This is a genomic window from Pseudomonas cichorii (assembly GCF_018343775.1).
Classification (GTDB): Bacteria; Pseudomonadota; Gammaproteobacteria; order Pseudomonadales; family Pseudomonadaceae; genus Aquipseudomonas; species Aquipseudomonas cichorii.
This window is the reverse complement of record NZ_CP074349.1, coordinates 984380-1008697: the sequence shown is the minus strand read 5'-3', so window position 1 is coordinate 1008697 and position 24318 is coordinate 984380. Positions and strand designations below refer to the sequence as shown.

28 protein-coding genes are annotated in these 24318 nt (G+C 58.6%); 16 read left to right on the top strand and 12 right to left on the bottom strand.

Features of this window, described 5'->3' with window-relative positions; all coding sequences use genetic code 11:
* Positions 1 to 35 precede the first annotated feature (35 nt).
* Positions 36 to 932 carry a homocysteine S-methyltransferase family protein gene (locus tag KGD89_RS04550; RefSeq protein ID WP_025258628.1) on the bottom strand — a complete coding sequence of 299 codons (897 nt, stop codon included), beginning with the start codon at positions 930 to 932 and terminating at the stop codon, positions 36 to 38.
* 110 nt (positions 933 to 1042) lie between these two features.
* Between KGD89_RS04550 and KGD89_RS04545 the strand changes: the two genes are divergently transcribed.
* On the top strand, positions 1043 to 1864 hold the full coding sequence (locus KGD89_RS04545) for an ABC transporter substrate-binding protein (protein ID WP_025258627.1): 822 nt from the start codon (positions 1043 to 1045) through the stop codon (positions 1862 to 1864).
* Positions 1861 to 2691: an amino acid ABC transporter permease gene (locus KGD89_RS04540; RefSeq protein ID WP_025258626.1), complete on the top strand. Its 831-nt coding sequence runs from the start codon at positions 1861 to 1863 to the stop codon at positions 2689 to 2691. The genes KGD89_RS04545 and KGD89_RS04540 overlap by 4 nt, the downstream gene beginning before the upstream one ends.
* Positions 2692 to 2751: 60 nt before the next feature.
* Here the strand turns inward: KGD89_RS04540 and KGD89_RS04535 are convergent, their stop codons facing one another.
* The 3 genes from KGD89_RS04535 to KGD89_RS04525 all read right to left on the bottom strand — a co-directional run bounded on the left by KGD89_RS04535 (position 2752) and on the right by KGD89_RS04525 (position 4239).
* The gene (locus KGD89_RS04535; protein ID WP_025258625.1) at positions 2752 to 3039 is read right to left on the bottom strand and encodes a PA4642 family protein; all 288 of its coding nucleotides are present in this window, start codon (positions 3037 to 3039) and stop codon (positions 2752 to 2754) included.
* Positions 3040 to 3105: 66 nt separating this feature from the next.
* Positions 3106 to 3597 (bottom strand): hypothetical protein, encoded by a 492-nt coding sequence (locus KGD89_RS04530; RefSeq protein WP_025258624.1) that lies wholly within the window; start codon positions 3595 to 3597, stop codon positions 3106 to 3108.
* 84 nt (positions 3598 to 3681) lie between these two features.
* Positions 3682 to 4239, bottom strand: coding sequence for a hypoxanthine-guanine phosphoribosyltransferase (locus KGD89_RS04525; RefSeq protein WP_025258623.1), 558 nt, complete (start codon positions 4237 to 4239; stop codon positions 3682 to 3684).
* Positions 4240 to 4447: 208 nt separating this feature from the next.
* On the opposite strand from KGD89_RS04525, the gene upp reads away from it, so the two are divergent.
* Both upp and KGD89_RS04515 read left to right on the top strand, forming a co-directional pair.
* Positions 4448 to 5086 carry a uracil phosphoribosyltransferase gene (upp, locus tag KGD89_RS04520; protein WP_025258622.1) on the top strand — a complete coding sequence of 213 codons (639 nt, stop codon included), beginning with the start codon at positions 4448 to 4450 and terminating at the stop codon, positions 5084 to 5086.
* A 4-nt stretch (positions 5087 to 5090) separates the two neighbouring features.
* Entirely contained in the window at positions 5091 to 6356 is a 1266-nt protein-coding gene (locus KGD89_RS04515) for a uracil-xanthine permease family protein (protein ID WP_025258621.1), read from the top strand.
* 60 nt (positions 6357 to 6416) lie between these two features.
* On the opposite strand, the gene hemH is transcribed toward KGD89_RS04515, so the two are convergent.
* A complete protein-coding gene (gene hemH / locus KGD89_RS04510) occupies positions 6417 to 7445 on the bottom strand; it encodes a ferrochelatase (protein WP_025258620.1) in 1029 nt (342 codons plus the stop codon).
* Positions 7446 to 7467: 22 nt separating this feature from the next.
* A complete protein-coding gene (locus KGD89_RS04505) occupies positions 7468 to 8370 on the bottom strand; it encodes a TIGR01777 family oxidoreductase (protein ID WP_025258619.1) in 903 nt (300 codons plus the stop codon).
* A 303-nt stretch (positions 8371 to 8673) separates the two neighbouring features.
* Here KGD89_RS04505 and KGD89_RS04500 point away from each other — a divergent pair, with 303 nt between their 5' ends.
* The 12 genes from KGD89_RS04500 (at position 8674) to KGD89_RS04445 (ending at position 18654) form a co-directional block, all read left to right on the top strand.
* On the top strand, positions 8674 to 9660 hold the full coding sequence (locus KGD89_RS04500) for an NAD(P)/FAD-dependent oxidoreductase (protein ID WP_025258618.1): 987 nt from the start codon (positions 8674 to 8676) through the stop codon (positions 9658 to 9660).
* Positions 9657 to 9872 carry a TIGR02450 family Trp-rich protein gene (locus KGD89_RS04495; protein WP_025258617.1) on the top strand — a complete coding sequence of 72 codons (216 nt, stop codon included), beginning with the start codon at positions 9657 to 9659 and terminating at the stop codon, positions 9870 to 9872. Before KGD89_RS04500 ends, KGD89_RS04495 begins: the two co-directional genes overlap by 4 nt.
* Before the next feature lie 131 nt (positions 9873 to 10003).
* Positions 10004 to 10966, top strand: coding sequence for a YbgA family protein (locus KGD89_RS04490; protein ID WP_025258616.1), 963 nt, complete (start codon positions 10004 to 10006; stop codon positions 10964 to 10966).
* 3 nt (positions 10967 to 10969) lie between these two features.
* Positions 10970 to 11878 (top strand): MerR family transcriptional regulator, encoded by a 909-nt coding sequence (locus KGD89_RS04485; protein WP_025258615.1) that lies wholly within the window; start codon positions 10970 to 10972, stop codon positions 11876 to 11878.
* 9 nt (positions 11879 to 11887) lie between these two features.
* Positions 11888 to 13336, top strand: coding sequence for a deoxyribodipyrimidine photo-lyase (gene phrB / locus KGD89_RS04480; protein ID WP_025258614.1), 1449 nt, complete (start codon positions 11888 to 11890; stop codon positions 13334 to 13336).
* The gene (locus KGD89_RS04475; protein WP_025258613.1) at positions 13329 to 13751 is read left to right on the top strand and encodes a nuclear transport factor 2 family protein; all 423 of its coding nucleotides are present in this window, start codon (positions 13329 to 13331) and stop codon (positions 13749 to 13751) included. Before phrB ends, KGD89_RS04475 begins: the two co-directional genes overlap by 8 nt.
* Positions 13748 to 14536 carry an SDR family NAD(P)-dependent oxidoreductase gene (locus KGD89_RS04470; protein ID WP_025258612.1) on the top strand — a complete coding sequence of 263 codons (789 nt, stop codon included), beginning with the start codon at positions 13748 to 13750 and terminating at the stop codon, positions 14534 to 14536. Before KGD89_RS04475 ends, KGD89_RS04470 begins: the two co-directional genes overlap by 4 nt.
* Entirely contained in the window at positions 14533 to 15780 is a 1248-nt protein-coding gene (locus KGD89_RS04465; protein ID WP_025258611.1) for an NAD(P)/FAD-dependent oxidoreductase, read from the top strand. The genes KGD89_RS04470 and KGD89_RS04465 overlap by 4 nt, the downstream gene beginning before the upstream one ends.
* Entirely contained in the window at positions 15777 to 16583 is an 807-nt protein-coding gene (locus KGD89_RS04460; RefSeq protein WP_025258610.1) for a DUF1365 domain-containing protein, read from the top strand. Before KGD89_RS04465 ends, KGD89_RS04460 begins: the two co-directional genes overlap by 4 nt.
* The gene (locus KGD89_RS04455) at positions 16564 to 17835 is read left to right on the top strand and encodes an SAM-dependent methyltransferase (protein ID WP_025258609.1); all 1272 of its coding nucleotides are present in this window, start codon (positions 16564 to 16566) and stop codon (positions 17833 to 17835) included. Before KGD89_RS04460 ends, KGD89_RS04455 begins: the two co-directional genes overlap by 20 nt.
* Positions 17828 to 18343, top strand: coding sequence for a DUF2878 domain-containing protein (locus KGD89_RS04450; protein WP_025258608.1), 516 nt, complete (start codon positions 17828 to 17830; stop codon positions 18341 to 18343). The genes KGD89_RS04455 and KGD89_RS04450 overlap by 8 nt, the downstream gene beginning before the upstream one ends.
* Positions 18340 to 18654 carry a YkgJ family cysteine cluster protein gene (locus tag KGD89_RS04445; protein ID WP_371856552.1) on the top strand — a complete coding sequence of 105 codons (315 nt, stop codon included), beginning with the start codon at positions 18340 to 18342 and terminating at the stop codon, positions 18652 to 18654. Before KGD89_RS04450 ends, KGD89_RS04445 begins: the two co-directional genes overlap by 4 nt.
* 111 nt (positions 18655 to 18765) lie before the next feature.
* On the opposite strand, the gene KGD89_RS04440 is transcribed toward KGD89_RS04445, so the two are convergent.
* The 6 genes from KGD89_RS04440 to hemA all read right to left on the bottom strand — a co-directional run bounded on the left by KGD89_RS04440 (position 18766) and on the right by hemA (position 24152).
* Positions 18766 to 19284 (bottom strand): acyloxyacyl hydrolase, encoded by a 519-nt coding sequence (locus tag KGD89_RS04440; RefSeq protein ID WP_025258606.1) that lies wholly within the window; start codon positions 19282 to 19284, stop codon positions 18766 to 18768.
* 116 nt (positions 19285 to 19400) lie between these two features.
* Positions 19401 to 20216, bottom strand: coding sequence for a glutamate racemase (gene murI, locus KGD89_RS04435; RefSeq protein WP_025258605.1), 816 nt, complete (start codon positions 20214 to 20216; stop codon positions 19401 to 19403).
* Positions 20213 to 20965, bottom strand: a complete 753-nt coding sequence (locus KGD89_RS04430; RefSeq protein ID WP_162883708.1) for a molybdopterin-synthase adenylyltransferase MoeB — start codon at positions 20963 to 20965, stop codon at positions 20213 to 20215. Before KGD89_RS04430 ends, murI begins: the two co-directional genes overlap by 4 nt.
* Complete coding sequence (gene prmC, locus KGD89_RS04425; RefSeq protein WP_025258603.1) at positions 20959 to 21795, bottom strand: peptide chain release factor N(5)-glutamine methyltransferase; 837 nt, start codon at positions 21793 to 21795, stop codon at positions 20959 to 20961. Before prmC ends, KGD89_RS04430 begins: the two co-directional genes overlap by 7 nt.
* The gene (gene prfA / locus KGD89_RS04420; RefSeq protein WP_025258602.1) at positions 21796 to 22878 is read right to left on the bottom strand and encodes a peptide chain release factor 1; all 1083 of its coding nucleotides are present in this window, start codon (positions 22876 to 22878) and stop codon (positions 21796 to 21798) included.
* Positions 22875 to 24152, bottom strand: a complete 1278-nt coding sequence (gene hemA, locus KGD89_RS04415; protein ID WP_025258601.1) for a glutamyl-tRNA reductase — start codon at positions 24150 to 24152, stop codon at positions 22875 to 22877. The genes prfA and hemA overlap by 4 nt, the downstream gene beginning before the upstream one ends.
* Between the last annotated feature and the right edge of the window lie 166 nt (positions 24153 to 24318).

Genomic DNA, 24318 nt, shown 5'->3' with positions numbered 1-24318 from the left:
CCACGGGTTTTTTCTTTGTAAGAACAGCTCAGTATTTAAAGGCTCTTGGCCAGAACCGCAATGTGCTCCGGGCCAATGCCACAGCAACCACCGATATGGGTGGCACCACGCTTGACCCAGTCCGCCGCCCACTGCTGATAGCCTTGAGGATCAAGGTCTGCGCGCAGCTCATCCAGACCATCGTTGGCCTTGGCATCCTTGGGTTGCGGCGGGAAGGCATTGGCGTAAGCACCGATGGCGATCTCGACGTTCAATGACTTGAACACTTCGCGAGCGGCATCGATGGCTGCACCGATCACTTCAGGCTGGCTGCAGTTGAACAGCAGCGCAGCAGCACCCAGTTCGGCAGCAGCACGGGCCGCATCGGCAACCGGCTCGCCGGAACGCAGACGCGCCACTTCGTCAGTGTCTTCGTCCTGAAGCGTGAACGACAGCCAGAAAGGTTTGCCATCGGCAGGCAGACCGGCACGGATGGTCCGTGCTTCGATGATGCAGCTTTGAGTCTCGGCCAGCCACAGATCCACATGCGGGGCCAGACCGGCCACCAGCGGTTTCAGGACTTCCGCAGCCAGCTCCGGCTTGTAGAGGTCCGGACGGTAGGAACCGAACAGCGGCGGCAGGGAGCCAGCTACCTTGGCACGTCCGCCCGAGGCATCCGCCGACTCGCGAGCCAGTCGACCGGCAAGATCAGCCAGTGCCTGACCTTCGCGAGCAAAACGTTCCTCGCCAATATGAAAAGGCACGACCGCGTAGCTGTTGCTGGTGATCACCTGGGCGCCACTGTCGATATAGGCGGTATGCACGGCACGTACCGCTTCGGGTGCCTCGCTCAAGGCAAGGGCCGACCACTCGGGCTGGCGGAAGGGAGCGCCTCGGCGCTGAAGCTCGCGGCCCATGCCGCCGTCAAGAATTACAGTCGAGCGCTGAGTCATATGCCATCTACTTATATCTTTATGAAAAAAACTCATTAGGAATGAGCTTGGTATAACGTATTTAATACAGCGCCTTATCCAAACTACAATCATTTTTTCAGGGGATAGCTTTGAAACTTAGCGCTCTGCTGGGCATTGGCCTGGTCACTCTGGCTGCATCGACTCAGACCTTCGCCGGTGCCACACTGGACCGCGTACAGAAGAACAAGGAACTGGTAAACGTCCTCATGGAAAGTTACCCGCCCTTCTCTTTCCTGAATGATAAAAACCAGCTGGACGGCTTCGATGTCGACGTCGCCAAAGCTGTCGCAGACAAGCTGGGCGTCAAGCTGCGTCTTGAAACGCCTTCATGGGACGTGATCGCCGCTGGCCGCTGGAGTGGTCGCTACGACATCTGCGTCTGCTCCATGACCCCGAGCAAATCCCGCGCTGAAGTCTTCAACTTCCCTGTCGAGTACTACGCCTCGCCTGCGGTGATCGTGGTCAACGCCAAGGATGATCGCATCCATTCGGCCAAGGACCTGAGCAACAAGAAGGTCGGCCTCACCAGCGCTTCCAGCTACGAAAGCTACCTGAACAAGAATCTGGTGATCGAAGGCGCTGAAGACAAGCCGCTGGAATACCCGTTCGAGAACGTTCAGATTGCCCCTTACGACAACGACAACGTTGCGTTCCAGGATCTGGGCCTGGGTGCCGGTGTGCGCCTGGATGCCATCCTCACCAATCTGGTCACGGCCCAGCCGCGCCTGGATCAGGACAAGCGCTTCAAGCTGGCTGGCGCCTCGCTGTATGAAGAACCCAACTTCGTCGCCATCGAAAAAGGCGATGCCGAATGGGACGCCAAGGTTCGTCAGGTCTTTGCCGAACTCAAGCAGGACGGCACTCTGACCAAGCTGTCGCAGAAGTGGATCGGCGCTGACATCAGCAAATGACTTCCTTCCAGCCTCAACGCCCACCCGAGCAGGCCCGGAGCCTGCTCAAGCGTGTCTTCGGTTTCCGTACAAGGCTCTATCTGACCTGGGCGGCGATGTTCGCCCTGTTTGCCGGGTTCTTCCTGAGCTTCGACCTGAAGTTCTCGATCATTCTCGACAAACTGCCGAATCTGGTCGGCCTGAGCCTGTCACCCAACGGTTTTCTGCAGGGCGCGGCGCTGACGTTGTTCGTGTGCCTGTGCTCGATTGTCGTCTCGGTGCTGCTGGGTTTTGTCGTGGCTCTGGCACGGCTGTCCAGAAGTGCGGTGGCCTTTGGCATTGCGAGCTTCTATGCCTCGTTCTTTCGCGGCACACCGCTGCTGATCCAGATCATGCTGATTTACCTGGGCCTGCCTCAGGTAGGTATCGTGCCCGGTGCAATCGTGGCCGGCATCATCGCACTGTCCCTGAACTATGGGGCTTACCTGAGCGAGATATTCCGGGCGGGCATCATCGGTGTCGCAGCCGGTCAGCGTGAAGCGGCACTGGCGCTGGCCTTGCGACCTGCACAGATCTTCTGGCGCGTCACCCTGCCCCAGGCCATGCGCACCATCATCCCGCCCACCACCAACCAGTTCATCTCGATGCTCAAGGATTCATCGCTGATTTCGGTGATGGGTGTCTGGGAAGTGATGTTCCTGGCCCAGTCCTACGGTCGCTCCAGCTATCGCTATATCGAGATGCTGACCACGGCGGCGGTGCTTTACTGGATCATGTCCATCGGGCTGGAGTTGTTGCAGGCGCGGCTGGAACGCCACTACGGGAAGGCTTATCAGGCCAGAAAGTAAGTAGCGATCTTTCGCGAATGAATTAGCTTGTGTGGGAGCGAATTCATTCGCGAACAGGGATCAGCCGCGAGCCTGGGCGATCAGCTCGATATAGTCTTCAGCATTGCGCTGATCCTTGATCAGGGCGACGAAATCGTTGCCTTGCTCATCCTTGCCATCCAGGTCGTAACCGGCTTCCTTGAAGAACACCAGGAAACGCTCGAAGTCATCGATCCGCAGGCCACGGTAGGCCTTGATCAATTTGTGCAGCGACGGCGAGGTGGCATCGTACGGCTCGAAGTCGAGGAACAGTTTGATCTGCTCGTCGCCGATCTCGTCCCCAATCAACTGCTTCTTGTCTTTACGCATTGCGGGCTCCAACTGGGCGCATACACTTTCACGGGCGGGCAGTTTACCCTTGTGCGCGTGCGCGGCTCAACGCGTGCGTAGCACCGCAGTATGCAGATCGGCCCAGACATGGCCGTTGGCATAGACAAGAAACTGGCAATACACCTTTTCATTGCGCAGCAGGTCCACCACGGCCCGGTACTGGTTGACCGGGTAATAGAGCGTCAGAATCCGGGACGACTCATCGTAGGTCGGCTTTTTCAGACTCTTGCTTTCGGCATCGAAGTGAATGATCACTTCGGAAATGGTCGCGCCCTTGTTCAGCGGCTTGCCCTTGAGGCGCAGCAGCGTCGGTGACGTAATGGGGATCGGCTGCTGGCTGGACTGGCGCTGATTGCCAATCACTACCGAGTATTCGGTTATCTGCAGCAACTGCTGCTGTTCGGGCACACCTGCGCGCAGGTTCAGATCATCGGGAGGCAGGTACTGGCCATGCATGGGTTCAGCGTAAGCCGGTGCAACCGATGCCAGACCGTAGAACACCGCAAGCGCCATGGCGCCGGAAATCGATAATTTCATTCAGAACTTCCCTGAGAAACCCGCACTCATTCCTGTGCCACAGCGCAGGAATACCCCTTGGGGCATTCCTGGCGCGACGGTCAATTACATGCCCTTGACCGCATAGATCCCGGCAGCATTGCGCCAGTAACCTTTGTAGTCCATGCCGTAGCCGAAGATATAACGGTCAACGCATGGCAGGCCAACGAAATCGGCTTTCAGATCAGGACGGGCCTTGCGGTCGTGATCCTTGTCGATCAATACCGCGGTGTGCACCGCACTAGCGCCGGCATGGCGGCAGAAGTCGATGATGGCGCCCAGGGTATGACCTTCGTCGAGAATGTCGTCGATGATCAGCACGTCACGATCGATGAACGAGACTTCCGGCTTGGCTTTCCAGAACAGGTCGCCACCGGTGGTTTCGTTGCGATAGCGGGTCGCGTGCAGGTAAGACGCTTCCAGCGGGAAGTTCAGATGCGTCAGCAGTTTGCCCGAGAAGATCAGGCCGCCATTCATCACACAGAAAACAACAGGATTACGGTCAGCCAGTTCAGCGTTGATCTGCGCTCCGACGCGAGCGATGGCAGCATCGACTTCAGCCTCGGTGTAGAGGCAATCGGCCTCGCGCATGATTTGACGGATATGCTCGAGATCAGCGGACATGAAGCTCTCCAGATGGGCAGTTTGAGAAAAGCGGGCAAAGGTACGCATCCCGTTCATTCAGGGCAAGCGATTATGGACTAACGTTGCGTGTGGTGCCCAAGGGCAAGGATTCATACCTTGCGTCACGATACTGCATGCGCTTTAAGACAGTCACAGCTGAATAGATTAATCTAGGCCGTTTTTTTGCCCCCTGCTGGAGCCTTTTCTTATGCCCATTCGTGAAATCCGTCATCCGCTGATCCGCCACAAGCTCGGCCTGATGCGCCGCGCTGACATCAGCACCAAGAATTTCCGTGAGCTGGCACAGGAAGTCGGCGCACTGCTTACTTATGAAGCCACCTCGGATCTGCCGCTGGAAAGCTACGACATCGAAGGCTGGTGCGGAACCGTACAGGTCGAGAAGATCGCTGGCAAAAAAATCACCGTCGTACCGATCCTGCGCGCCGGTATCGGCATGCTCGACGGCGTGCTCAGCCTGATTCCAGGCGCCAAGGTCAGCGCCGTGGGCCTGGCCCGCAACGAAGAAACCCTGGAAGCCCACACTTACCTGGAAAAGCTGGTCCCGGAAATCGACGAGCGTCTGGCGATGATCATCGACCCGATGCTGGCCACCGGCGGCTCGATGATCGCGACCATCGACCTGCTCAAGAAAGCGGGCTGCAAGGAAATCCGCGCCATGGTGCTGGTCGCTGCGCCCGAGGGCATCGCTGCCGTGGAGAAATCTCACCCGGACGTGATCATCTACACAGCGTCCATCGACCAGCACCTGAACGAACATGGCTACATCATTCCGGGTCTGGGTGATGCGGGTGACAAGATCTTCGGCACCAAGCAAAAGGACGCGTAATTCGATGAAGCAGTCCGAATTCAACGATCCACTGTGGCGCACGGTACTTTCCGGCGCCCAAATGCTGTTCGTGGCCTTTGGCGCCCTGGTACTGATGCCGCTCATTACCGGCCTCGATCCAAACGTGGCGCTGTTCACTGCCGGCCTGGGCACGCTGCTGTTCCAGATGGTTACGGGCCGTCAGGTGCCGGTTTTCCTGGCATCAAGCTTTGCCTTCATCACTCCGATCATTCTCGCCAAGGGCCAGTTCGGCCTGGCCGCGACCATGGGCGGTGTCATGGCGGCGGGTTTCGTCTACACCTTCCTGGGCCTGGCCGTGAAGATCAAGGGCACGGGCTTTATCGATCGCCTGCTGCCACCGGTCGTCATCGGCCCGGTGATCATCTCCATCGGTCTGGCCATGGCGCCGATTGCCGCCAATATGGCGATGGGCAAGTCGGGTGACGGCGCCGAGCTGATCCCCTACAAGACCGCCATGCTGATCTCGATGCCAGCCCTGCTGACGACGTTGATCGTGGCCGTGTTCGGCAAAGGGATTTTCCGTCTGGTGCCGATCATTTCCGGCGTGCTGGTGGGCTTTGCGCTGTCGTTCTACTTTGGCGTGGTGGACACCGCGAAGATTGCCGCAGCCCCTTGGCTGGCCCTGCCGCACTTCACGGCACCGGAGTTCAACTGGCAGGCCATCCTGTTCATTGTGCCGGTGGCACTGGCTCCGGCCATCGAGCACATCGGCGGCGTGATCGCGGTCGGCAGCGTGACCGGACGCGACTACCTGAAAAAACCGGGCCTGCATCGCACCCTGTTTGGCGACGGTATCGCGACCACGGCAGCCGGCCTGTTCGGCGGCCCACCCAACACCACCTATGCCGAAGTGACAGGCGCGGTGATGCTGACCAAGAACTACAACCCGGCCATCATGACCTGGGCGTCAGTCTTCGCCATTGCCCTGGCCTTCATCGGCAAGTTCGGTGCGCTGCTGCAGAGCATTCCCGTGCCGGTCATGGGCGGGATTCTGTGCCTGTTGTTCGGTTCGATTGCTGCGGTGGGAATGAACACCCTGATTCGTCACAAGGTCGATCTGGCCGAGGCGCGTAATCTGGTGATTGTTTCGGTGACCCTGGTGTTCGGTATCGGCGGCGTGCTGATCGGCACCGGCAACGGCCCTGATGACTTCGGCCTCAAGGGCATCGCCCTGTGCGCCATTACTGCTATTGCCTTGAACCTGATTCTGCCGGGCAATGACAGCTGGAAGAACAAGCAGTTGCCATAAATACGGGTGGGAACGAATTCATTCGTGATGTTGTTCGCGAATGAATTCGCTCCACGGGTTTTACTGTTGCATCGGTTGTGCCTTTTCACACAACCGGTTCAAGGCCCTGGCCCAGTTCGGGTCGTCATTCAGGCAAGGCACCAGCACCAGCTCTTCGCCGCCCGCCTCCTTGAACTGCTCCGCTCCACGATCCCCGATCTCTTCCAGCGTCTCGATGCAGTCGGCAACGAATGCCGGGCACATCACCAGCAGCTTCTTCACGCCCTGGGCTGCCAGCTCATCAAGACGCGCTTCGGTGTAGGGTTCGATCCACTTGGCACGTCCAAGACGCGACTGAAACGACACCGACCATTTACCATCAGGAATCCCCATGCGCTCGGCAAAGGCTGCCGCCGAGCGTATGCATTGCGCGCGATAGCAGGTAGCGACCACTTCAGGCGGAGCGGTCATGCAGCAGTTTTCATTCTTGAGGCAGTGGTTGCCGGTAGGGTCGAGCTTGGTCAGGTGCCTTTCCGGCAGGCCGTGAAAACTCAACAGCAGGTGATCATGAGGCTGCTGCAAATGCGGGCGAACGTTTTCCACCAGGGCGTCGATGTACTCGTCCTGATCGAAAAAAGGCTTGAGCAGTGAAAATTCCATTGTCAGCGACTTGGCCTTCACGACCCGCCTGGCCTCTTCAATCACCGTCGTGACGGTGCTGTCGGCGAACTGTGGATAAAGCGGGGCAAGCGTCACTTTCCTGATGCCCTGCCCGGCCAGACGCGTCAGCACTGTTTCGATGGAGGGCTCGCCATAACGCATCGCCAGCTCGACCGGACCCTGGGTCCATTCCTTTTTCATGGCCTCCTGCAAGCGCTTGCTCAACACAACCAGCGGCGAGCCGTCATCCCACCAGATGGACGCATACGCATGCGCCGACTGCTCGGGACGCTTGATCAGGATCAGCGAGACCAGCAGCCTGCGAACCGGCCACGGCAAGTCGATGACATAAGGATCCATCAGGAACTGATTGAGATACCGGCGTACGTCCGGCACTGCTGTGGAAGCAGGCGAACCCAGATTGACCAGCAAGAGCGCGTGATCGGTCATGCAACATCCTATTTCAATGGCTTCAGTGGCGACCCGAGAAATCACTCAGGGCAGCGCGCAGATCAGTAAATCGGAAGGTAAAACCTGCCTCCAGCAAACGCGCCGGTCGGGCACGCTGGCCACCCAGCAGCAACACGGACAACTCACCCAGCGCCACACGCAACACCAGCCCCGGCAAAGGCATGAAAGCGGGCCGCCTCAGGACACCCGCCAGCGTTTTGCCAAACTCACGATTACGCACCGGTGTTGGCGCGCAGAGATTATAAGGACCTCGGGCATCGCGACGGTTCAACAGAAAATCAATCGCCGCGATTTGATCTTCGATATGAATCCAGGGCATCCATTGCCGACCGTTGCCAATCGGGCCACCCAGGCCCAGTTTGAAAGGCAGCAGCAAGCGCTTCACAAAACCGCCCTGATCCGACACCACAAGGCCCGTACGCAGCAGCACCACACGAATGCCCAAGGCTTCGGCACGCTGAGCGGTTTCTTCCCAGGCGCTGCAAAGCTGGCTGGCAAAGTCTTCCTTGATCGGTCGTGAGCTTTCATCAAGCTCGTGTTCACCCGAATCGCCATACCAGCCGACCGCAGAGCCGGAAATCAGCACTTCAGGCTTTTGCTGCCGACCTTCCAACCAGGCCAGCAGTTGCTCGGTCAGGCCAATGCGGCTGCTCCACAGCAGCAACCGGCGCTTTCGCGTCCAGGGACGGTCGGCTATCGGAGCACCTGCGAGGTTGATGACGGCATCGATGGATTGCTCGCTCAGTTCTTCCAGACGGGCGATGCCACGCACCACGGGACCACAGAGCTCAGCCACTTCAGCCGGCCGACGACTCCAGACCGTCAATTGATGACCTTGCGCAGACCAGAGTCGGCAGAGCGCTCGTCCGATCAAACCTGTACCGCCGGTCAGCAATATGTGCATGGCAGGTTACCTCGCGTGGCGTTCGTGGCAATTGAGTAGTCTATTTTTTACGGGTCTGGCTTATCCGCAAAAGCACAATCCTTTGCTGAACCATAGGCCACACCTGAATGAATCGGAGCTTTACTGCCCAGCCCGGGTAGTTGGCCCATTGTCTACAGGCAACAGACTGACCGTCGTGAAGCGCATGGGTTGCAGTTGACTATAAGCAGTAAAATCGAGAACGACTGCAAGTTATACCAAAAACGGAGATTGTACAGGTTTTAACTACGGCGTAGTCTGTGCAGACAAGGTAACGAGGCCCCTATGACTGTACCTATCGCAATCATCGGTACCGGTATCGCCGGACTCTCTGCTGCTCAGGCGCTCAAGGCTGCCGGGCACGACATACATCTTTTCGACAAAAGCCGCGGCAGCGGCGGAAGAATGTCGAGCAAGCGAAGTGAGGCGGGCTCTCTCGACATGGGCGCACAGTATTTCACTGCCCGTGATCGACGCTTCGTGGCGGCCGTCAACCAGTGGCAAGCCAAAGGTCACGTGGCCGAATGGACACCCTCGCTGTACAACTTCCATGGCGGCAGGCTCAGCCCGTCGCCGGACGAGCAGGTACGCTGGGTCGGCACACCGGGCATGAGCGCCATTACCCGTGCCCTTCTGGACGATTTGCCCGTGACATTCTCGTGCCGCATCACCGAAGTCTTTCGCGGTGAAGAGCACTGGAACCTGCAAGATGCCGATGGCAACAACCACGGTCCTTTCAGCCATGTTGTCATCGCCATACCCGCGCCTCAGGCAGCGACGCTGCTGGCAGCGGCACCGAAACTGGCAAGCGTGGTCACCGGTGTGAAAATGGACCCGACCTGGGCCGTTGCCCTGGCCTTTTCCACACCGCTGCAAACCCCGATGCAAGGCTGTTTCGTACAGGACAGCCCGCTGGACTGGCTGGCCCGCAATCGCAGCAAACCCCAACGTGACGACACCCTGGACACCTGGGTTCTGCATGCCTCCAGCAGTTGGAGCAGGCAGCATCTGGACATGCCCAAAGAGCAAGTCATCGAACATCTGCATGGTGCATTTGCAGAGCTGATCGACTGCCCGATGCCTGCTCCGGTCTTCAGCCAGGCACACCGCTGGCTGTATGCACGACCGGCCGGCTCTCACGAATGGGGCGCACTTTCCGATGCCGACCTGGGCATTTACGTCTGTGGCGACTGGTGCCTGTCAGGTCGCGTCGAAGGCGCATGGCTCAGCGGCCAGGAAGCTGCACGCCGTCTGCTGGAACACCTCAAGTGAATACCATCAATCCCCGCAAACTGCTGCTGTCGAAATGGACCGCAGCAGTGCCGCTCAACCGCGAAAAACACTTTCTGGTGACCGAGCTGTTCAAGGACGAGGAAGGCACGGTCCTGGAGATTGAACTGCAAGCCGTGATGACTCACCGCAGCGAACGCTTGCCGTGGCAGGTCCTGCAGAACTCCGAGGTCTGGCGCATGGGCTGGAAGTGAGCGGGCCCGCTTCCTGAATAAACACGCCTGAAATTCTTGTACAAAGAATTTGACTTGTACAGCTACAAACCTATGATGAGACAAGTTGTACAGACTTATTGATCTGTACAAGTCTTGCGTAGGGGTTTGTGATGTCAGCGCCTGTGATCGATAAGCCAAAACTGGGAATCAGCGCCTGCCTGCTGGGTGCGGAGGTACGCTTCAATGGCGGCCATAAAGAGTCGCGCCTGTGTACTCGCGCCCTGAGTGAGTATTTCGATTTCGTACCGGCCTGCCCGGAAGTCGCCATCGGCATGGGCATTCCACGAGAGCCGATCCGGCTGGTGGGCGACCCGGTAAATCCCCAGGCAGTGGGCACCGTCAACAGAGAGCTGAACGTCACTCAGGCTCTGGCCGATTACGGGCTGCACATGGCTGGCGAAATGGGCGATATCTGCGGTTATATTTTCATGCAGAAATCACCGTCCTGTGGCCTGGAGCGGGTCAAGGTCTATCGCGAGAACGGTGCGCCCGTGGATGGCGGTGGACGCGGTATCTATGCCCAGACCTTCTGCGCCAGTCAGCCCGACCTGCCGGTCGAGGAAGATGGCCGGCTCAACGATGCCGTTCTGCTGGAAAACTTCGTCACCCGGGTATTCGCCTACGCTGCCTGGCAAAAGCTGCTGAAAGACGGCGTGACCCGTCGCGCCTTGAGCGAGTTCCATTCGCGCTACAAATATCAGCTCATGGCCAGCAATCCACAGCAATACAAGGTGCTGGGCAATATGCTGGGCAGCATGGGCCGCAGCGATCCGAACGAGATCGCCCCACGCTATTTCAGCCAACTGATGGCAGCACTGAAAAAATGCGCTACCCGCAGCACCCATACCAATGTGCTGCAACACCTCAGTGGCTACCTCAAGAATCACCTCGATACCGAGGACAAACAGGAAATTCAGCGCCTTATCTCTCAGTACCATCAGGGCATCGTGCCCTTGATCGTGCCGCTGACCCTGCTCAAGCACCACTTTCGCCAACATCCCGATCCGTATATTGCACTGCAGGTTTACATGCAGCCGCATCCGGAAAACCTGAGCCTGCGAAATGCGATCTGAACCATGAACGATACAAACCAGGAAGCGCACCAGCCGGATAACTGGCTGCCAATCCGTGAAGTAGCACGCCAGACCGGGGTCAACGCCGTTACCTTGCGAGCCTGGGAGCGACGTTATGGCTTGATCGTCCCTCATCGCACCGCCAAGGGGCATCGGCTGTACACCCACGAGCATGTGCATCGGGTGATGACGATTCTGACCTGGCTCAACCGCGGGGTATCCGTGAGTCAGGTCAAGGCCCTGATCGATGAGCAGCAACCGGAGAGTTTCACCCCCGGCAACGACTGGGATGCCTTGCGCCAGACGCTGTTGCAGGCCATCGGTGAACTGGCCGAACGCCGGGTCGACGATGTGTTCAATCAGGCGATGTCGCTGTATCCACCCCGGACTTTGTGTGAGCAATTGTTGCTGCCGCTGCTGGCCGAGCTGGAAAAGCGCTGGCAGGGCAAGTTCGGCGCGCAGATGGAGCGGGCGTTCTTTTATTCGTGGCTGCGCAGCAAGCTCGGCGCACGCATTTACCACAATAACCGGCAACTCAATGGCAAGCCGTTGCTACTGGTGAACCAGTCCGACCTGCCGCTGGAGCCGCATTTGTGGCTCGTAGCCTGGCTGGTCAGCAGCGCCGACTGCCCGGTGGAAGTCTTCGACTGGCCGCTGCCCGCAGGCGAACTGGCGCTGGCCACCGAATATCTGCAACCACGCGGCGTGCTGCTTTATTCCAGTAAATCGCTGAACCCAGCTCAATTGCCCAGGTTATTGAGCAACATTTCCTGCCCGATCGTTCTCAGCGGATCAACGGTACAGATCCACTATGCCGATTTGCTCGTATGTGCGAACGAGGTCGCTGGATTGACCCTTGCTCAAGATCCGCTCAGTGCACAGATCGAATTGAACAGGCTCGGACTCATTTAAGGATTTCACATGCAACTGTTTTGGCTGCGTAGCGATTTGCGTGTTCACGACAATACTGCCCTGGCCGCTGCCATGGAGCGGGGCCCGACGCTTGCGGTGTATCTGGTCAGTCCCACTCAATGGCAGAATCATGACGATGCCGCCTGCAAGGTGGATTTCTGGCTGCGCAATCTGGTCGAGCTGGAAAAAGCCCTGGCCGGGCTGAATGTTCCCTTGCTGATCCGCAAGGCCGACACCTGGGACAAAGCCCCTGAAGTGCTGGCAAAGCTCTGCGCGGAGCATGCCGTCGAAGGCGTGCACACCAATGAAGAATACGGCATCAATGAAAGCAACCGCGATCAGGCGGTAGGCCAGGCGCTGGAAAAAGCCGGTGTCCATTTCAACAGCTATCTGGATCAACTGCTGTTCAAGCCTGGCAGCATTCTGACCAAGACCGGTGGCTACTTTCAGGTCTATAGCCAGTTCCGCAAAGTCTGCTATGCCCGCCTGCACGAAGCGATGCCACGCCTCATCAATCTGCCAAACGCTCAGCAGCCGCTGTCGATCAAAAGCGATGCAGTGCCCGATCAGGTCGACGGTTTTGCCAGCCCATCCAAAGCACTGCGCGAACTCTGGCCTGCTGGCGAACACGAAGCACGCCTGCGCCTGGCCACCTTCAGCGACGATCAGATCCGCTATTACCAGAGCGAACGGGATTTCCCTGCAAAGCCCGGTACCAGCCAGTTATCGGCGTACCTCGCAGCCGGTGTGATTTCACCCCGCCAATGCCTGCACGCAGCACTGATGAGCAATGACGGAGAATTCGAGACCGGTAACACCGGGATAGTGACCTGGATCAACGAACTGTTGTGGCGGGAGTTCTACAAACACATTCTTGTGGGCTACCCTCGTGTTTCAAGGCATCGCGCATTCCGCCCGGAAACCGAAGCCGTCAAATGGCGTAACGCGCCAACCGAACTGGCCGCGTGGCAGGAAGCCCGCACCGGTTTGCCGATCATCGATGCTGCCATGCGCCAGTTGCTGGAAACAGGCTGGATGCATAACCGACTAAGGATGGTCGTTGCAATGTTCCTGACCAAGAACCTGCTGATTGACTGGCGCGAGGGCGAGCGCTTTTTCATGCGCCACCTGATCGACGGGGATCTGGCAGCCAATAACGGCGGCTGGCAGTGGAGTTCATCCACAGGCACCGACTCGGCCCCTTATTTCCGCATCTTCAATCCGCTGTCGCAATCGGAAAAATTCGATCCTGAAGGGCGCTTCATCAAGCACTGGTTGCCGGAACTGGCCAGCCTCAACAAGAAAGAGGTGCATAACCCGGCGCTTGTGGGCGGGCTGTTCGGTGTCGCCAACTATCCGTCCCCGATTGTAGACCTGAGTAAAAGCCGCGAGCGGGCCCTGGCCGCGTTCAAGGCCCTGCCCCATCGCCAGCCTGCTGCGGATGCGCTCCATGAGTGAATTCCTGCAACGCTTCGCCCATGACTTCGCAGCCCTGAACAAGGACAACCTTGAGCGAGTGGCCGACCTGTACAGCGACAACGTGTCGTTCACAGACCCGCTGCACCATATCCAGGGCCTGTCGGCCATGCAGGACTACTTCGCCCAGCTGTACAGCAATGTCAGTAACCTACATTTCGATTTCCACCACTTCGATGAAGTCAGGCCCGGCGAAGGCTATCTGGTCTGGACCATGAGTTATTCACACCCGCGCCTGAAAAAGGGTCGGGGCATCAAGGTCGAAGGCTGCTCGCATCTGCATTGGCACGAAAAGGTTTACCGGCATCGGGATTACTTCGATGCCGGCGCATTGCTCTATGAACACCTCCCCATCATGGGAGGCTTGATTGCCTGGCTGAAGAAGAGGTTGGCATGAACACGTCATATGCTCGTCGCATCTGGTTGACTGGCGCCAGCAGCGGTATTGGCCTCGCCCTGGCAAAAGAGTTGCTCGACGCGAAGCACCACCTGGCGCTGACTGCCAGAACCGAAGCGCCCTTGCAGGATTTGTCGAACCGTTATCCCGGTCAGGTCCTGTTGCTCATCGGCGACATCACCGATGGCGCGCAAGTCAAGAACATGGGCGATCGTATCCTGCAGGAATGGGGGGCTCTGGACTGCGCCATCCTCAATGCCGGGACCTGCGAGTACCTTGACGCACAACATTTCGATGCCGCGCTGGTTGAACGGGTGATTCGTACCAACCTTCTGGCCACCAGCTTCTGTATTCAGGAAGCGCTACCTTTGTTGCGCAAAGGGATAAAACCTCATCTGGCCGGCGTGGCCAGTGCAGTGACTTATCTGCCACTGCCACGAGCCGAAGCCTATGGCGCCTCGAAAGCCGGCATGCGTTACATGCTGGAATCGCTGCGCCTGGACCTGGCCTGTGAAGATATCGACGTCACCGTGATCAGCCCGGGCTTTGTCGAGACGCCACTGACCGCGAAAAACGATTTCCCGATGCCCATGCGCTGGCCGGTGGAAAAAGCAGCCTGCTACATCGCAAAAAAGATGGAGCTGCCCCGGCGCCCGCTGGAGATATCGTTCCCCGGCCCGTTCATTCTCAGCCTGCGCCTGCTGGCCCTGTTGCCAGCCCGTGCAAGGTTTGCGATTGGCAAACGCATGGCTCGCACCCCTGCCTCGAATAAGGACGTTCAATGAAGATCGCCATCATTGGCAGCGGCATCTCGGGCCTGACCAGCGCCTACGTGCTCAACCGCTCCCATGAGATCACCGTGTTCGAGGCATCCGACTGGATCGGCGGCCACACGCATACCGTGGATGTGCAAGTCGCTGGACGTGCATACGCCATCGATACCGGCTTTATCGTCTTCAATGACTGGACCTACCCCAACTTCATCAAGTTGCTCGGCCAGTTGGGCGTGTCATTCAAACCGGCCGAAATGAGTTTTTCGGTGCATGACCCGCGTAGTGGCGTCGAATACAACGGCAACAACCTCAACAGCCTGTTCGCCCAGCGCAGCAACCTGCTGTCGCCAAAGTTCTGGGGCATGCTGAGCGATATTCTGCGCTTCAATCGCCAGTCCGTGGCCGACCTGGAAAACCAGCGCATCGCGGCCGACACGACGCTTGGCGAATACCTGAAAAACGGCCGCTACGGCCAGCGCTTCATCGACCATTACATCGTGCCCATGGGCGCAGCCATCTGGTCGATGTCACTGGCAGACATGCTGGGTTTCCCTCTGCAATTCTTCGTGCGCTTCTTCAAGAACCACGGCCTGCTTTCTGTCACTCATCGCCCACAATGGTGCGTGATCGAGGGCGGCTCCAGAAGTTATATCGAGCCGCTGACGGCATCGTTCAAAGACCGTATTCGCCTGTCCTGCCCTGTGCATCGGGTCGAACGCGACAGCGAGGGCGTCACGCTGCACAGCGCGGCGGGCAGCGAACGCTTCGATAAAGTGATCTTCGCCTGTCACAGCGATCAGGCCTTGCAACTGCTGGCCCAGCCTTCGCAAACCGAACAGGACATCCTCGGCGCCCTGCGTTATGCCGAGAATGATGTGGTCCTGCACACCGACACCAGACTACTGCCCAAGCGCACACTGGCCTGGGCCAGCTGGAACTACCGTCTTGGTGGTGGCGAACAGCAACTGGCGGCGGTCACTTACGACATGAACATTCTGCAAGGCATCCAAAGCGATACCACGTTCTGCGTCAGCCTGAACCAGACCGACGCCATCGACCCGGAGAAAATTCTCGGCCGCTATCGCTATTCCCACCCGCAATACAGCCTGGATGCCATTGCGGCCCAGGCGCGCTGGCAGGAAATCAGCGGCGTCGAGAACACCTTGTACTGCGGTGCCTACTGGGCCAACGGCTTCCATGAAGACGGTGTCGTCAGCGGCCTGCGTGTGGCCGAGGCTCTCGGTGAGCCACTGTGAACAGCGCCCTTTACAGCGGCTGGATCACCCATCGGCGCTTTGCGCCCAGGGCCCACGAATTCAACTATCGAATCGGCCTGCTCTATCTGGATCTGGACGAGCAGGATGCCGTGCTCAACTTGTCACCGCTGGCCGGGGGCAAGCGCTTTTCGCCGTTTTCATTCCGGGAACATGACTATCTGCCGGAACTGACCGGGCGCGGCGTGCCGCTGATCGAAGCGGTACGCGAGCGGGTCGGGATAGCGCTGGGTCATATGCCGCTGGGCCGGGTCTGCCTGCTGACCCAGGCCCGCAGTTGGGGTTTGTCGTTCAACCCGGTGAGTTTTTTCTACTGCCATGAAGTCGACGGAACACTGGCCGCCATCCTGTGTGAAGTCACCAATACGCCTTGGGGCGAGCGGTATCACTATGTCCTGCCCGCCACTGGCGAAGGCCATCAGCACTTCGCCGTGGCCAAGGCATTTCATGTGTCGCCGTTTCTGCCACGCGACCTGGAATACCGCATGAGCTTCAGCCAGCCCGCCGAAAGAATCGGCGTGCACATGGCTGACTGGCAAGGTGAGCTGAAGGTGTTCGATGCCACGCTCAATCTCAATCGCCAGCCTCTCAGCCGCCAGACGCTGCATCGTTATCTGCTTGCCTATCCATGGATGACCGCCAAGACCTGTCTTGCGATCTATTGGCAGGCCGTACGTCTGCTTCTCAAGCGCATCCCGATTTTCAATCATCAGACTGCTGACGGTGAATACCGTACTGGCACCCCGCAACCCAAGGATCGACATAATGAAAAACATCAGCAGTAGTGGTTTTTCTGCCAATCTGGGTACCCATAATCTGACCACCAACTTCCTGCGTCGTGGCGTATTGCGCCAGCTTGCAAAACTGCGCAACGGCCAGTTGGTAGTCAATGACGGCTCGGAGCGCCATGTATTCGGCAAGGCCGGAGCGCTGATTCAGGCAGAAATCCATATCCGCGACTCCGCGATCTGGGGCCTGGTTGCCAGCGGTGGTTCCATTGGCGCGGGCGAAGCCTTTATCCATGGCTACTGGACAACGCCGGACCTGACGGCAGTGGTACGGGTGTTCGTCAGCAATCTTGATGTGCTCGATGCCATGGAAGGCGGCATTGCGCGCCTGACACGCCCCATGGTCCAGGGCCTGCACTGGCTCAACCGCAATACCCGCAAAGGTTCGCAGAAAAACATCTCGGCCCATTACGATCTGGGCAATAAATTATTCGAGCAGTTTCTCGATCCGACGATGATGTATTCCGCCGCTCAATTCCTGAACGAGAACGACAGCCTCGAACAGGCCCAGTTGAACAAGCTGGAGCGCATCTGCCAGAAACTGGCCCTCAAACCCGAGGACCATCTGCTGGAAATCGGTACGGGCTGGGGCAGCATGGCGATTTATGCCGCGCAGCATTACGGGTGCCGTGTCACGACGACCACGCTGTCGAAAGAGCAGTTCGCCTACACCGAGCAGCGGCTGCTACAACTGGGCCTGCAGGACCGCGTGACCCTGCTGCTCAAGGATTATCGCGACCTCACCGGCCAGTACGACAAACTGGTGTCCATCGAAATGATCGAAGCGGTGGGCCACAGGTTTCTGCCAACCTACTTCAAGCAGTGTTCGCACCTGCTCAAGAGCAACGGGCTGATGCTCTTGCAGGCCATCACCATTCGCGAGCAGCGTTATGAGCAGGCCAGGAAGAGCGTGGACTTCATCCAGCGCTATATCTTCCCGGGCGGCGCCTTGCCATCGGTCCACAAGATGCTGGAGATCGTCGGCGGCGACACCGACATGAACCTGCTGCACATGGAAGACTTCGGCCTGCATTACGCCCGCACTCTGCACCTGTGGCACGAAAACTTCAAACAAGCCCACAGCGCCTTGCTGGACCTGGGTTACGACGAATACTTCCTGCGCCTGTGGGAATTCTATCTGTGCTATTGCGAAGGTGGTTTTCTGGAGCGGACCATCGGCACCGCGCAGTTGCTGCTGGCCAAACCCGAGGCCTTGCGTGCTCCGGTACTGGGGCTCTTCGATGCTTAAAACCGTCGCCAATGCAGTGTTGTTCCAGATCGGCTGGTTCGCCTGCGTGCTGGGCGGCAACAGTTACTGGCTGCTGATTGCAGCAGGTGTACTGGCCATACACCTTTTGTGGACAAGTTCCTGGGCGCGTGAGGGCAGATTGCTGCTGGCCGTTACCGTGCTGGGGACCTTGCTGGACAGTGCCCTGATGAATATCGGGGTATTCGATTTCGGCACCAGTGGCCCACTGATTCCTGTATGGCTGGTACTACTCTGGGCAGTGCTGGCAACCACGCTCAATCATTGTCTGGCCTGGACTGCCAAACCCTGGTGGCGTGCCAGCCTGCTTGGCGCGATTGGCGGTCCGATGTCTTACTATGCCGGCTCACAATTGGCGCAGGCCCAGTTTCCAATGGGGTTATGGCCAAGCCTTCTGATACTGGGCGCGGTCTGGGCCGTCGCCTTTCCTTTGCTTCAGGGACTGGCTGCTCATCCACTCATCAACCGACACACCGGAGCCAACCACTGAAAGCCCCGCTCATTACCCTGACCCAGATTCCAAGCGAACCGAAAGTCACCTGCTCGACCTGCGCAGCCTGCTGTTGCCAACTGGAAGTGATGCTCATCACCGATACAGGCGTGCCCGCGCGTTATATCGATACCGATGAATGGGGCGGCGAAGTCATGCTGCGCCTGGATGACGGCTGGTGCGCGGCGCTGGATCGCAACACCATGATGTGCACCATCTACGAAAAACGCCCGCTGATTTGCCGCGAATTCGAAGAAGGTTCTGAAGAGTGCCTGAATGAACGGCTGGGGATTGCTACGGCTTATCTCTGAGGGCGACGGGTAGGAGCGAATTCATTCGCGAGACGGCATGGCAAACGATGGATAGGTATCGAATGTAGCGGCCTGTCGCGAATAAATTCTCCCCCGCCTGGTCGTTCACTATCAGAACGGCATCTTGTAATGCAGGGCGTAGCTTTCTATCCCGTCGTTCGGCTGTTTGATACCGGCGTTGGAATAGTGAGTGGCACGAATGCCGATTTCATGACCGCCTGCGAAGCGCAGACCAAAACCGATACGGTCTTCAAAGTTGAAGGCCGAGCCCAGTTTGTTGTCTTCGACCTGGGTGTTGGAGAACACCGAAACCCCGATCCCCGCCTCGATGTAAGGCTTTACGCTCTGACCTGCGAACTCATAAACCAGTACTGGCGAGAACGACAGGCTGTTATTGCTGGAGCGTTTATCGCCGTCCCAGTAGGTGTAGGCGCCGTCCCAGTAGCCGGTCAGACGGCCTACATCGCTTTTCAGCCAACTTTTGTCCCAATCGAACTGCACGCCCAGCCGATAGGTCATGGTCGATTGGCTGGTGTGGCCTACCGAAAACTCAACCCCATCGGCCAGTACCATCGAGCTTTGCCCTGAGAGAGCAGCCGAAAACACGGCCGCACATAAAAGTCGCTTCATAGAAACATCCATTTCATATGGTAGTTATTGGAAAGTGCTAGAACTTGGCAAACGCAGTTATAGAAAGCAGCAGCAAAGCGTTGGTTCAGCGCATAAAAAGCTTTTTCACGATTTTTTTACAAACCTAAGCTTCGCACACTGCCAGCGCTTTGCCATAGGGCAGGAAGAATTTTTTTGAAATCATTTGGATTGCCACTCGTCCAGTAGGATGTTTCGCACACAGGACCGGTGGACAACAGATCGGATTGGGTCAGCAAACGCTGGAGTTGACGGGCTACGGCCGCGCCCGTGTCGATCAGGCTGATGGATTCAGGAATCATCTGACGCAGCAGTGGCTTGATAAACGGATAGTGTGTGCAACCCAGAATGATGGTGTCGCAGCCTTCCAGCAGCAAAGGCTCGACATAGCGCCAGAGCAACTGGCGAATGGTCGGGCTGAGCAGATCACCGGTTTCGATCAGTTCCACCAGCCCCGGACAAGGCTGGGTAACCACCCGCACATCGCTGGCGAAACGGTCGAGCAGAGCGGCGAACTTGGCGCTTTGCAGGGTGCCGGTTGTGGCCAGAACCCCCACCACTCCGCTGCGAGTTGCCGCAGCGGCCGGCTTGACCGCTGGCTCCATGCCGACAACAGGCCAGCCGGGATAACACTGGCGTATATGCGCAACACCTGCCACCGTCGCCGTATTGCAGGCCAGCACCAGCGCCTTGGCGCCCTGCTCCCGGAAGAAACCGGCAATCGTGAGACAACGCTCGATGATGAATTCAGGGGGCTTTTCGCCGTAGGGAATATTCCCGCCGTCGGCGACATACAGCAGGGATTCGTTGGGCAGCAACTGACGGATTTCGGTGAGTACCGAAAGCCCGCCCACACCGGAGTCGAAAACCCCTACTGGCGCATTACGGCTAAAAGGCGTGGAAGTACCGGTCATTGAGCAGTACCGCATACACCGCACGCCGGATCGCGTTTGACCTTCAATTCACGAAAACGGGTGCTCAACGCATCGATCAGCAACAGACGCCCTACCAGCGGCTCGCCAAAACCCGCCAGCAGCTTCAGGGCTTCCAGGGCCTGCAGGCTGCCCACCAGTCCCACCAGAGGCCCGATGACGCCAGCTTCACTGCACGTCAGTTCGGCTTCACTGCCGTGACCGTACAGGCAGTGATAGCAAGGACTCTCGGCACGGCGCGGGTCGAACACCGACAACTGACCTTCAAGGCGGATCGCCGCACCGCTGACCAGAGGCTTGCCGGCAGCGACGCAAGCCGCATTCACGGCCTCGCGGGTCGAGAAGTTATCCGAGCAATCGAGCACCAGATCAACGCCTTGCACGGCAGCACTCAGGGAATCGGCATCCAGTGCAGCGCGATGGGCGACCAGTGTCACCTCGGGATTGATGGCCGTCAGACGGGCCATGGCGGAATCCACCTTGGCCTGCCCGATGCTGTGGCTGTCATGAATGACCTGGCGCTGCAGGTTGGTCAGGTCAACGCTGTCAAAGTCGGCCAGATGCAACTCGCCTACTCCGGCAGCAGCAAGATAGAGCGCCACCGGAGAACCCAGGCCGCCCAGCCCGACGATCAGCGCACGGCTGCTCTTGAGCCGTATCTGCCCGTCGATATCGACGTGTTGCAGCAGAATCTGCCGACTGTAACGCAGCAGTTCCTCATCACTCAGCACAGCAAGCATCCGAAAGTGATGCGCTCGTGCTCGCCCAGATCACGTCGGGTCTGCACCCGGTCGAAACCATTGGCAGTCAGCAGGTTACGCACTTCAGCCCCCTGGTCATAGCCATGCTCAAGCAACAACCAGCCGCCACTGCGCAGATACGCTGGAGCCTGCTGGACAATGGCTCGCAGGTCGTCCAGGCCATCGGCGCCCGCAACCAGTGCGCTGCTCGGCTCGAAACGGACATCACCGGCCGCCAGATGCGGGTCGGCATCGGCGATGTAAGGCGGGTTGCTGATGATCAGGTCGAACTGCCGGTTCTGCTCCAGCGCACTGAACCAATGGCTGTTGAGCACCACGGCGTTGTCCAGTTGCAAACGCTGGCGGTTGCGTTCGGCCAGGGCCACGGCTTCCAGTACCCGATCCACGGCCGTCACTTTCCACAGATGACGCTCGTTGGCCAGTGCCAGGGCAATCGCCCCGCTGCCGGTGCCCAGATCCAGAACCTGAGCCGGCGCAAACGCCGGTATGAGTTCCAGCGCCGCCTCGACCAGCATTTCGGTTTCGGGACGTGGAATCAATGTGTGCGGCGCGACTTCCAGATCGAGTTTCCAGAAACCCTGCTGACCCAGAATATAAGCCACAGGCTCACCGGTGCGCCTGCGTTGCAGGTAACTGGCGAACGTCAGCGCCGCTTCGGTGCTGACAATGCGCTCGGGCCAGGTATGCAGGAAGCTGCGCGGCTTGCCCAGGGCAGCGGCCAGCAGCAACTCGGCGTCCAGGCGCGCAGTTGGTGAGTCGGGAAGTTCAGCGCTTCTTAACAAGCTGGCGATGATGGTCATTTACTCACCCAGTGCCGCAAGTTGATCAGCCTGATATTCAGCGAGTAGCGGCTCTATCACTGCATCGACGCCACCGGCCAGAACTTCGTCCAGTGAATACAACGTCAGATTGACGCGGTGATCCGTCACTCGCCCCTGAGGGAAGTTATAGGTGCGAATACGCTCCGAACGATCACCGGACCCCACCAGCAGCTTGCGCTCGCTGGCGATGGCATTGGCAGCGGCACTGGTCTGCTGATCATTCAGTTTGGCAGACAACCAGGACATTGCCCGGGCTCTGTTCTTGTGTTGCGAACGTTCTTCCTGGCATTCCACGACAATACCCGATGGCAAGTGGGTAATGCGAATGGCCGAGTCGGTCTTGTTGACGTGCTGTCCACCGGCACCGGAGGAACGATAGGTGTCGATGCGCAGGTCTGCCGGATTGATTTCGATCGCCTGCTGCTCGTCAGGCTCTGGCAACACCGCCACGGTACAGGCCGAGGTATGGATACGACCTTGTGACTCGGTTTCGGGCACACGCTGTACGCGGTGGGCACCGGACTCGAATTTCAGCTTGCCGTAGACGTTTTCGCCTTCGACACGGGCAATGACTTCTTTGTAGCCGCCATGCTCGCCTTCGTTTTCCGAAAGGATTTCCACGCGCCAGCCACGACGTTCGGCATAGCGCGAGTACATGCGGAACAGGTCACCGGAGAAGATCGCCGCCTCGTCACCGCCTGTGCCGGCACGGATTTCCAGGAACACGTTGCGCCCGTCGTTGGGGTCCTTGGGCAGCAGCATGCGTTGCAACTGCGCCTCCAGCTCCAGCAACTGCTGCTTGGCTTCACGGACTTCCTCGACCGCCATTTCCCGCATGTCCGGATCGTTGTCCTTGAGCAGCGCCTGGGCACCGTCCAGATCGGCCAATACCTTGATGCGCTGCCTGTAAGTCTCGATGACCGGCTCGACTTCGGCGTATTCACGGGAATAGGCGCGAAATTTGGTCTGGTCGCTGATAACTTCCGCATCGCCAAGCAGCGCGGTCAATTCTTCAAAACGGTCGCTGAGCACATCCAGCTTATTGAGCAGTGAAGCTTTCATTGCGAAGGTTTATCCGTCGAGCCCTCACCGAGGGCAAAAAGTTCCTGAGCCATGGCCAGCGCATCGACGCGGCCTTCGGCAGACAGCTTTTTAAGCTGAACGCTGGGAGCGTGCAGCAGTTTGTTGGTCAGGCCACGGGCCAGTTGAATCAAGACCTCTTCGGCATTGCTGCCGTTGGCCAGCATACGCTGCGCCTTGCTCAGCTCTTCGTCGCGCAGCCGCTCGCTTTGCTGACGATAGGCACGCAATACATCGACGGCCGCCAGTTCGCGCAAGCGGGACATGAAGTCCTCGGCGCCGATACTGACCAGTTGTTCGGCCGCCAGGGCAGCACCCTGCCGACTCTTGAGGTTTTCGGCGACCACCTCATGCAGATCATCGACGCTATAGAGGTAAACGTCGTCCAGCTCGCCGACTTCCGGCTCGATATCGCGAGGAACAGCGATATCCACCATGAAAATCGGCTTGTGCTTGCGCAGCTTCAAGGCGCTTTCTACCGCACCCTTGCCCAGAATCGGCAACTGGCTGGCGGTGGAGCTGATCACGATATCGCTGTTCACCAGCTCTGCCGGAATATCCGAAAGCAGCACCGCATGGGCGCCGAACTCGGCAGCCAGAATACTGGCGCGCTCCAGGGTCCGGTTGGCAACCACAATACGCTTTACGCCCAGATCACGCAGGTGCCGGGCAACCAGAGTGATGGTTTCGCCCGCGCCGATCAGCAACGCCTGACTGCGCTGCAGATCGCTGAAAATCTGTTTCGCCAGGCTGACGGCGGCAAACGCCACCGATACCGGGTTCTCACCAATGGCCGTGTCGGTGCGCACCTGCTTGGCGGCGCTGAAGGTCGCCTGAAACAGACGCCCGAGCAACGGACCAACGGTTCCCGCCTCACGGGCCACGGCATAGGCGGATTTCATCTGCCCGAGAATCTGCGGCTCTCCGAGTACCAGAGAGTCCAGGCCCGAAGCCACGCGCATCATGTGACGCACGGCGGCATCGTCTTCATGAATGTAGGCACTGGCGCGAAGTTCATCGAGGCTCAGGTGATGATAGTCCGCCAGCCAGGCCAGAATGCTGTCGGCTGCGAGCTGGTCGTGCTCGATATACAGCTCGCTACGGTTACACGTCGAGAGGATCGCGGCTTCGCGACTGCTGGTAAGACGGCAAAGCTGCTGCAAGGCCTCGACCAGTTGTTCTGGCGTAAATGCCACGCGCTCGCGAACGTCTACCGAGGCAGTCTTATGGTTAATACCAAGTGCAAGGAAGGCCATTCAGGGTCGCTGGTGGTGACGTGAAGCCAGCAATTGTCCTACTTCAATAAGCTCAGAACAACCACTGCATATTATTGTCCCACTAGAATCGCTCGTCGCAGGCCCCCTTTTTGGGGTGGCGACGCCGTCAGAACCGCTGTTGCAGTAGTTTTTCCACCGGTGGTGG

What these genes read in the sequence shown, in the direction of transcription:
- KGD89_RS04540 (WP_025258626.1), top strand. Translation starts at nt 1,861, where the DNA reads ATGACTTCCTTCCAGCCTCAACGCCCACCCGAGCAGGCCCGGAGCCTG.
- KGD89_RS04500 (WP_025258618.1), top strand. Translation starts at nt 8,674, where the DNA reads ATGACTGTACCTATCGCAATCATCGGTACCGGTATCGCCGGACTCTCT.
- KGD89_RS04550 (WP_025258628.1), bottom strand. Translation starts at nt 932, where the DNA reads ATGACTCAGCGCTCGACTGTAATTCTTGACGGCGGCATGGGCCGCGAG.
- KGD89_RS04505 (WP_025258619.1), bottom strand. Translation starts at nt 8,370, where the DNA reads ATGCACATATTGCTGACCGGCGGTACAGGTTTGATCGGACGAGCGCTC.
- prfA (WP_025258602.1), bottom strand. Translation starts at nt 22,878, where the DNA reads ATGAAAGCTTCACTGCTCAATAAGCTGGATGTGCTCAGCGACCGTTTT.
- hemH (WP_025258620.1), bottom strand. Translation starts at nt 7,445, where the DNA reads ATGACCGATCACGCGCTCTTGCTGGTCAATCTGGGTTCGCCTGCTTCC.
- KGD89_RS04455 (WP_025258609.1), top strand. Translation starts at nt 16,564, where the DNA reads ATGAAAAACATCAGCAGTAGTGGTTTTTCTGCCAATCTGGGTACCCAT.
- murI (WP_025258605.1), bottom strand. Translation starts at nt 20,216, where the DNA reads ATGACCGGTACTTCCACGCCTTTTAGCCGTAATGCGCCAGTAGGGGTT.
- KGD89_RS04490 (WP_025258616.1), top strand. Translation starts at nt 10,004, where the DNA reads ATGTCAGCGCCTGTGATCGATAAGCCAAAACTGGGAATCAGCGCCTGC.
- upp (WP_025258622.1), top strand. Translation starts at nt 4,448, where the DNA reads ATGCCCATTCGTGAAATCCGTCATCCGCTGATCCGCCACAAGCTCGGC.
- prmC (WP_025258603.1), bottom strand. Translation starts at nt 21,795, where the DNA reads ATGACCATCATCGCCAGCTTGTTAAGAAGCGCTGAACTTCCCGACTCA.
- KGD89_RS04450 (WP_025258608.1), top strand. Translation starts at nt 17,828, where the DNA reads ATGCTTAAAACCGTCGCCAATGCAGTGTTGTTCCAGATCGGCTGGTTC.
- hemA (WP_025258601.1), bottom strand. Translation starts at nt 24,152, where the DNA reads ATGGCCTTCCTTGCACTTGGTATTAACCATAAGACTGCCTCGGTAGAC.
- KGD89_RS04530 (WP_025258624.1), bottom strand. Translation starts at nt 3,597, where the DNA reads ATGAAATTATCGATTTCCGGCGCCATGGCGCTTGCGGTGTTCTACGGT.
- phrB (WP_025258614.1), top strand. Translation starts at nt 11,888, where the DNA reads ATGCAACTGTTTTGGCTGCGTAGCGATTTGCGTGTTCACGACAATACT.
- KGD89_RS04525 (WP_025258623.1), bottom strand. Translation starts at nt 4,239, where the DNA reads ATGTCCGCTGATCTCGAGCATATCCGTCAAATCATGCGCGAGGCCGAT.
- KGD89_RS04535 (WP_025258625.1), bottom strand. Translation starts at nt 3,039, where the DNA reads ATGCGTAAAGACAAGAAGCAGTTGATTGGGGACGAGATCGGCGACGAG.
- KGD89_RS04515 (WP_025258621.1), top strand. Translation starts at nt 5,091, where the DNA reads ATGAAGCAGTCCGAATTCAACGATCCACTGTGGCGCACGGTACTTTCC.
- KGD89_RS04470 (WP_025258612.1), top strand. Translation starts at nt 13,748, where the DNA reads ATGAACACGTCATATGCTCGTCGCATCTGGTTGACTGGCGCCAGCAGC.
- KGD89_RS04465 (WP_025258611.1), top strand. Translation starts at nt 14,533, where the DNA reads ATGAAGATCGCCATCATTGGCAGCGGCATCTCGGGCCTGACCAGCGCC.
- KGD89_RS04475 (WP_025258613.1), top strand. Translation starts at nt 13,329, where the DNA reads ATGAGTGAATTCCTGCAACGCTTCGCCCATGACTTCGCAGCCCTGAAC.
- KGD89_RS04485 (WP_025258615.1), top strand. Translation starts at nt 10,970, where the DNA reads ATGAACGATACAAACCAGGAAGCGCACCAGCCGGATAACTGGCTGCCA.
- KGD89_RS04440 (WP_025258606.1), bottom strand. Translation starts at nt 19,284, where the DNA reads ATGAAGCGACTTTTATGTGCGGCCGTGTTTTCGGCTGCTCTCTCAGGG.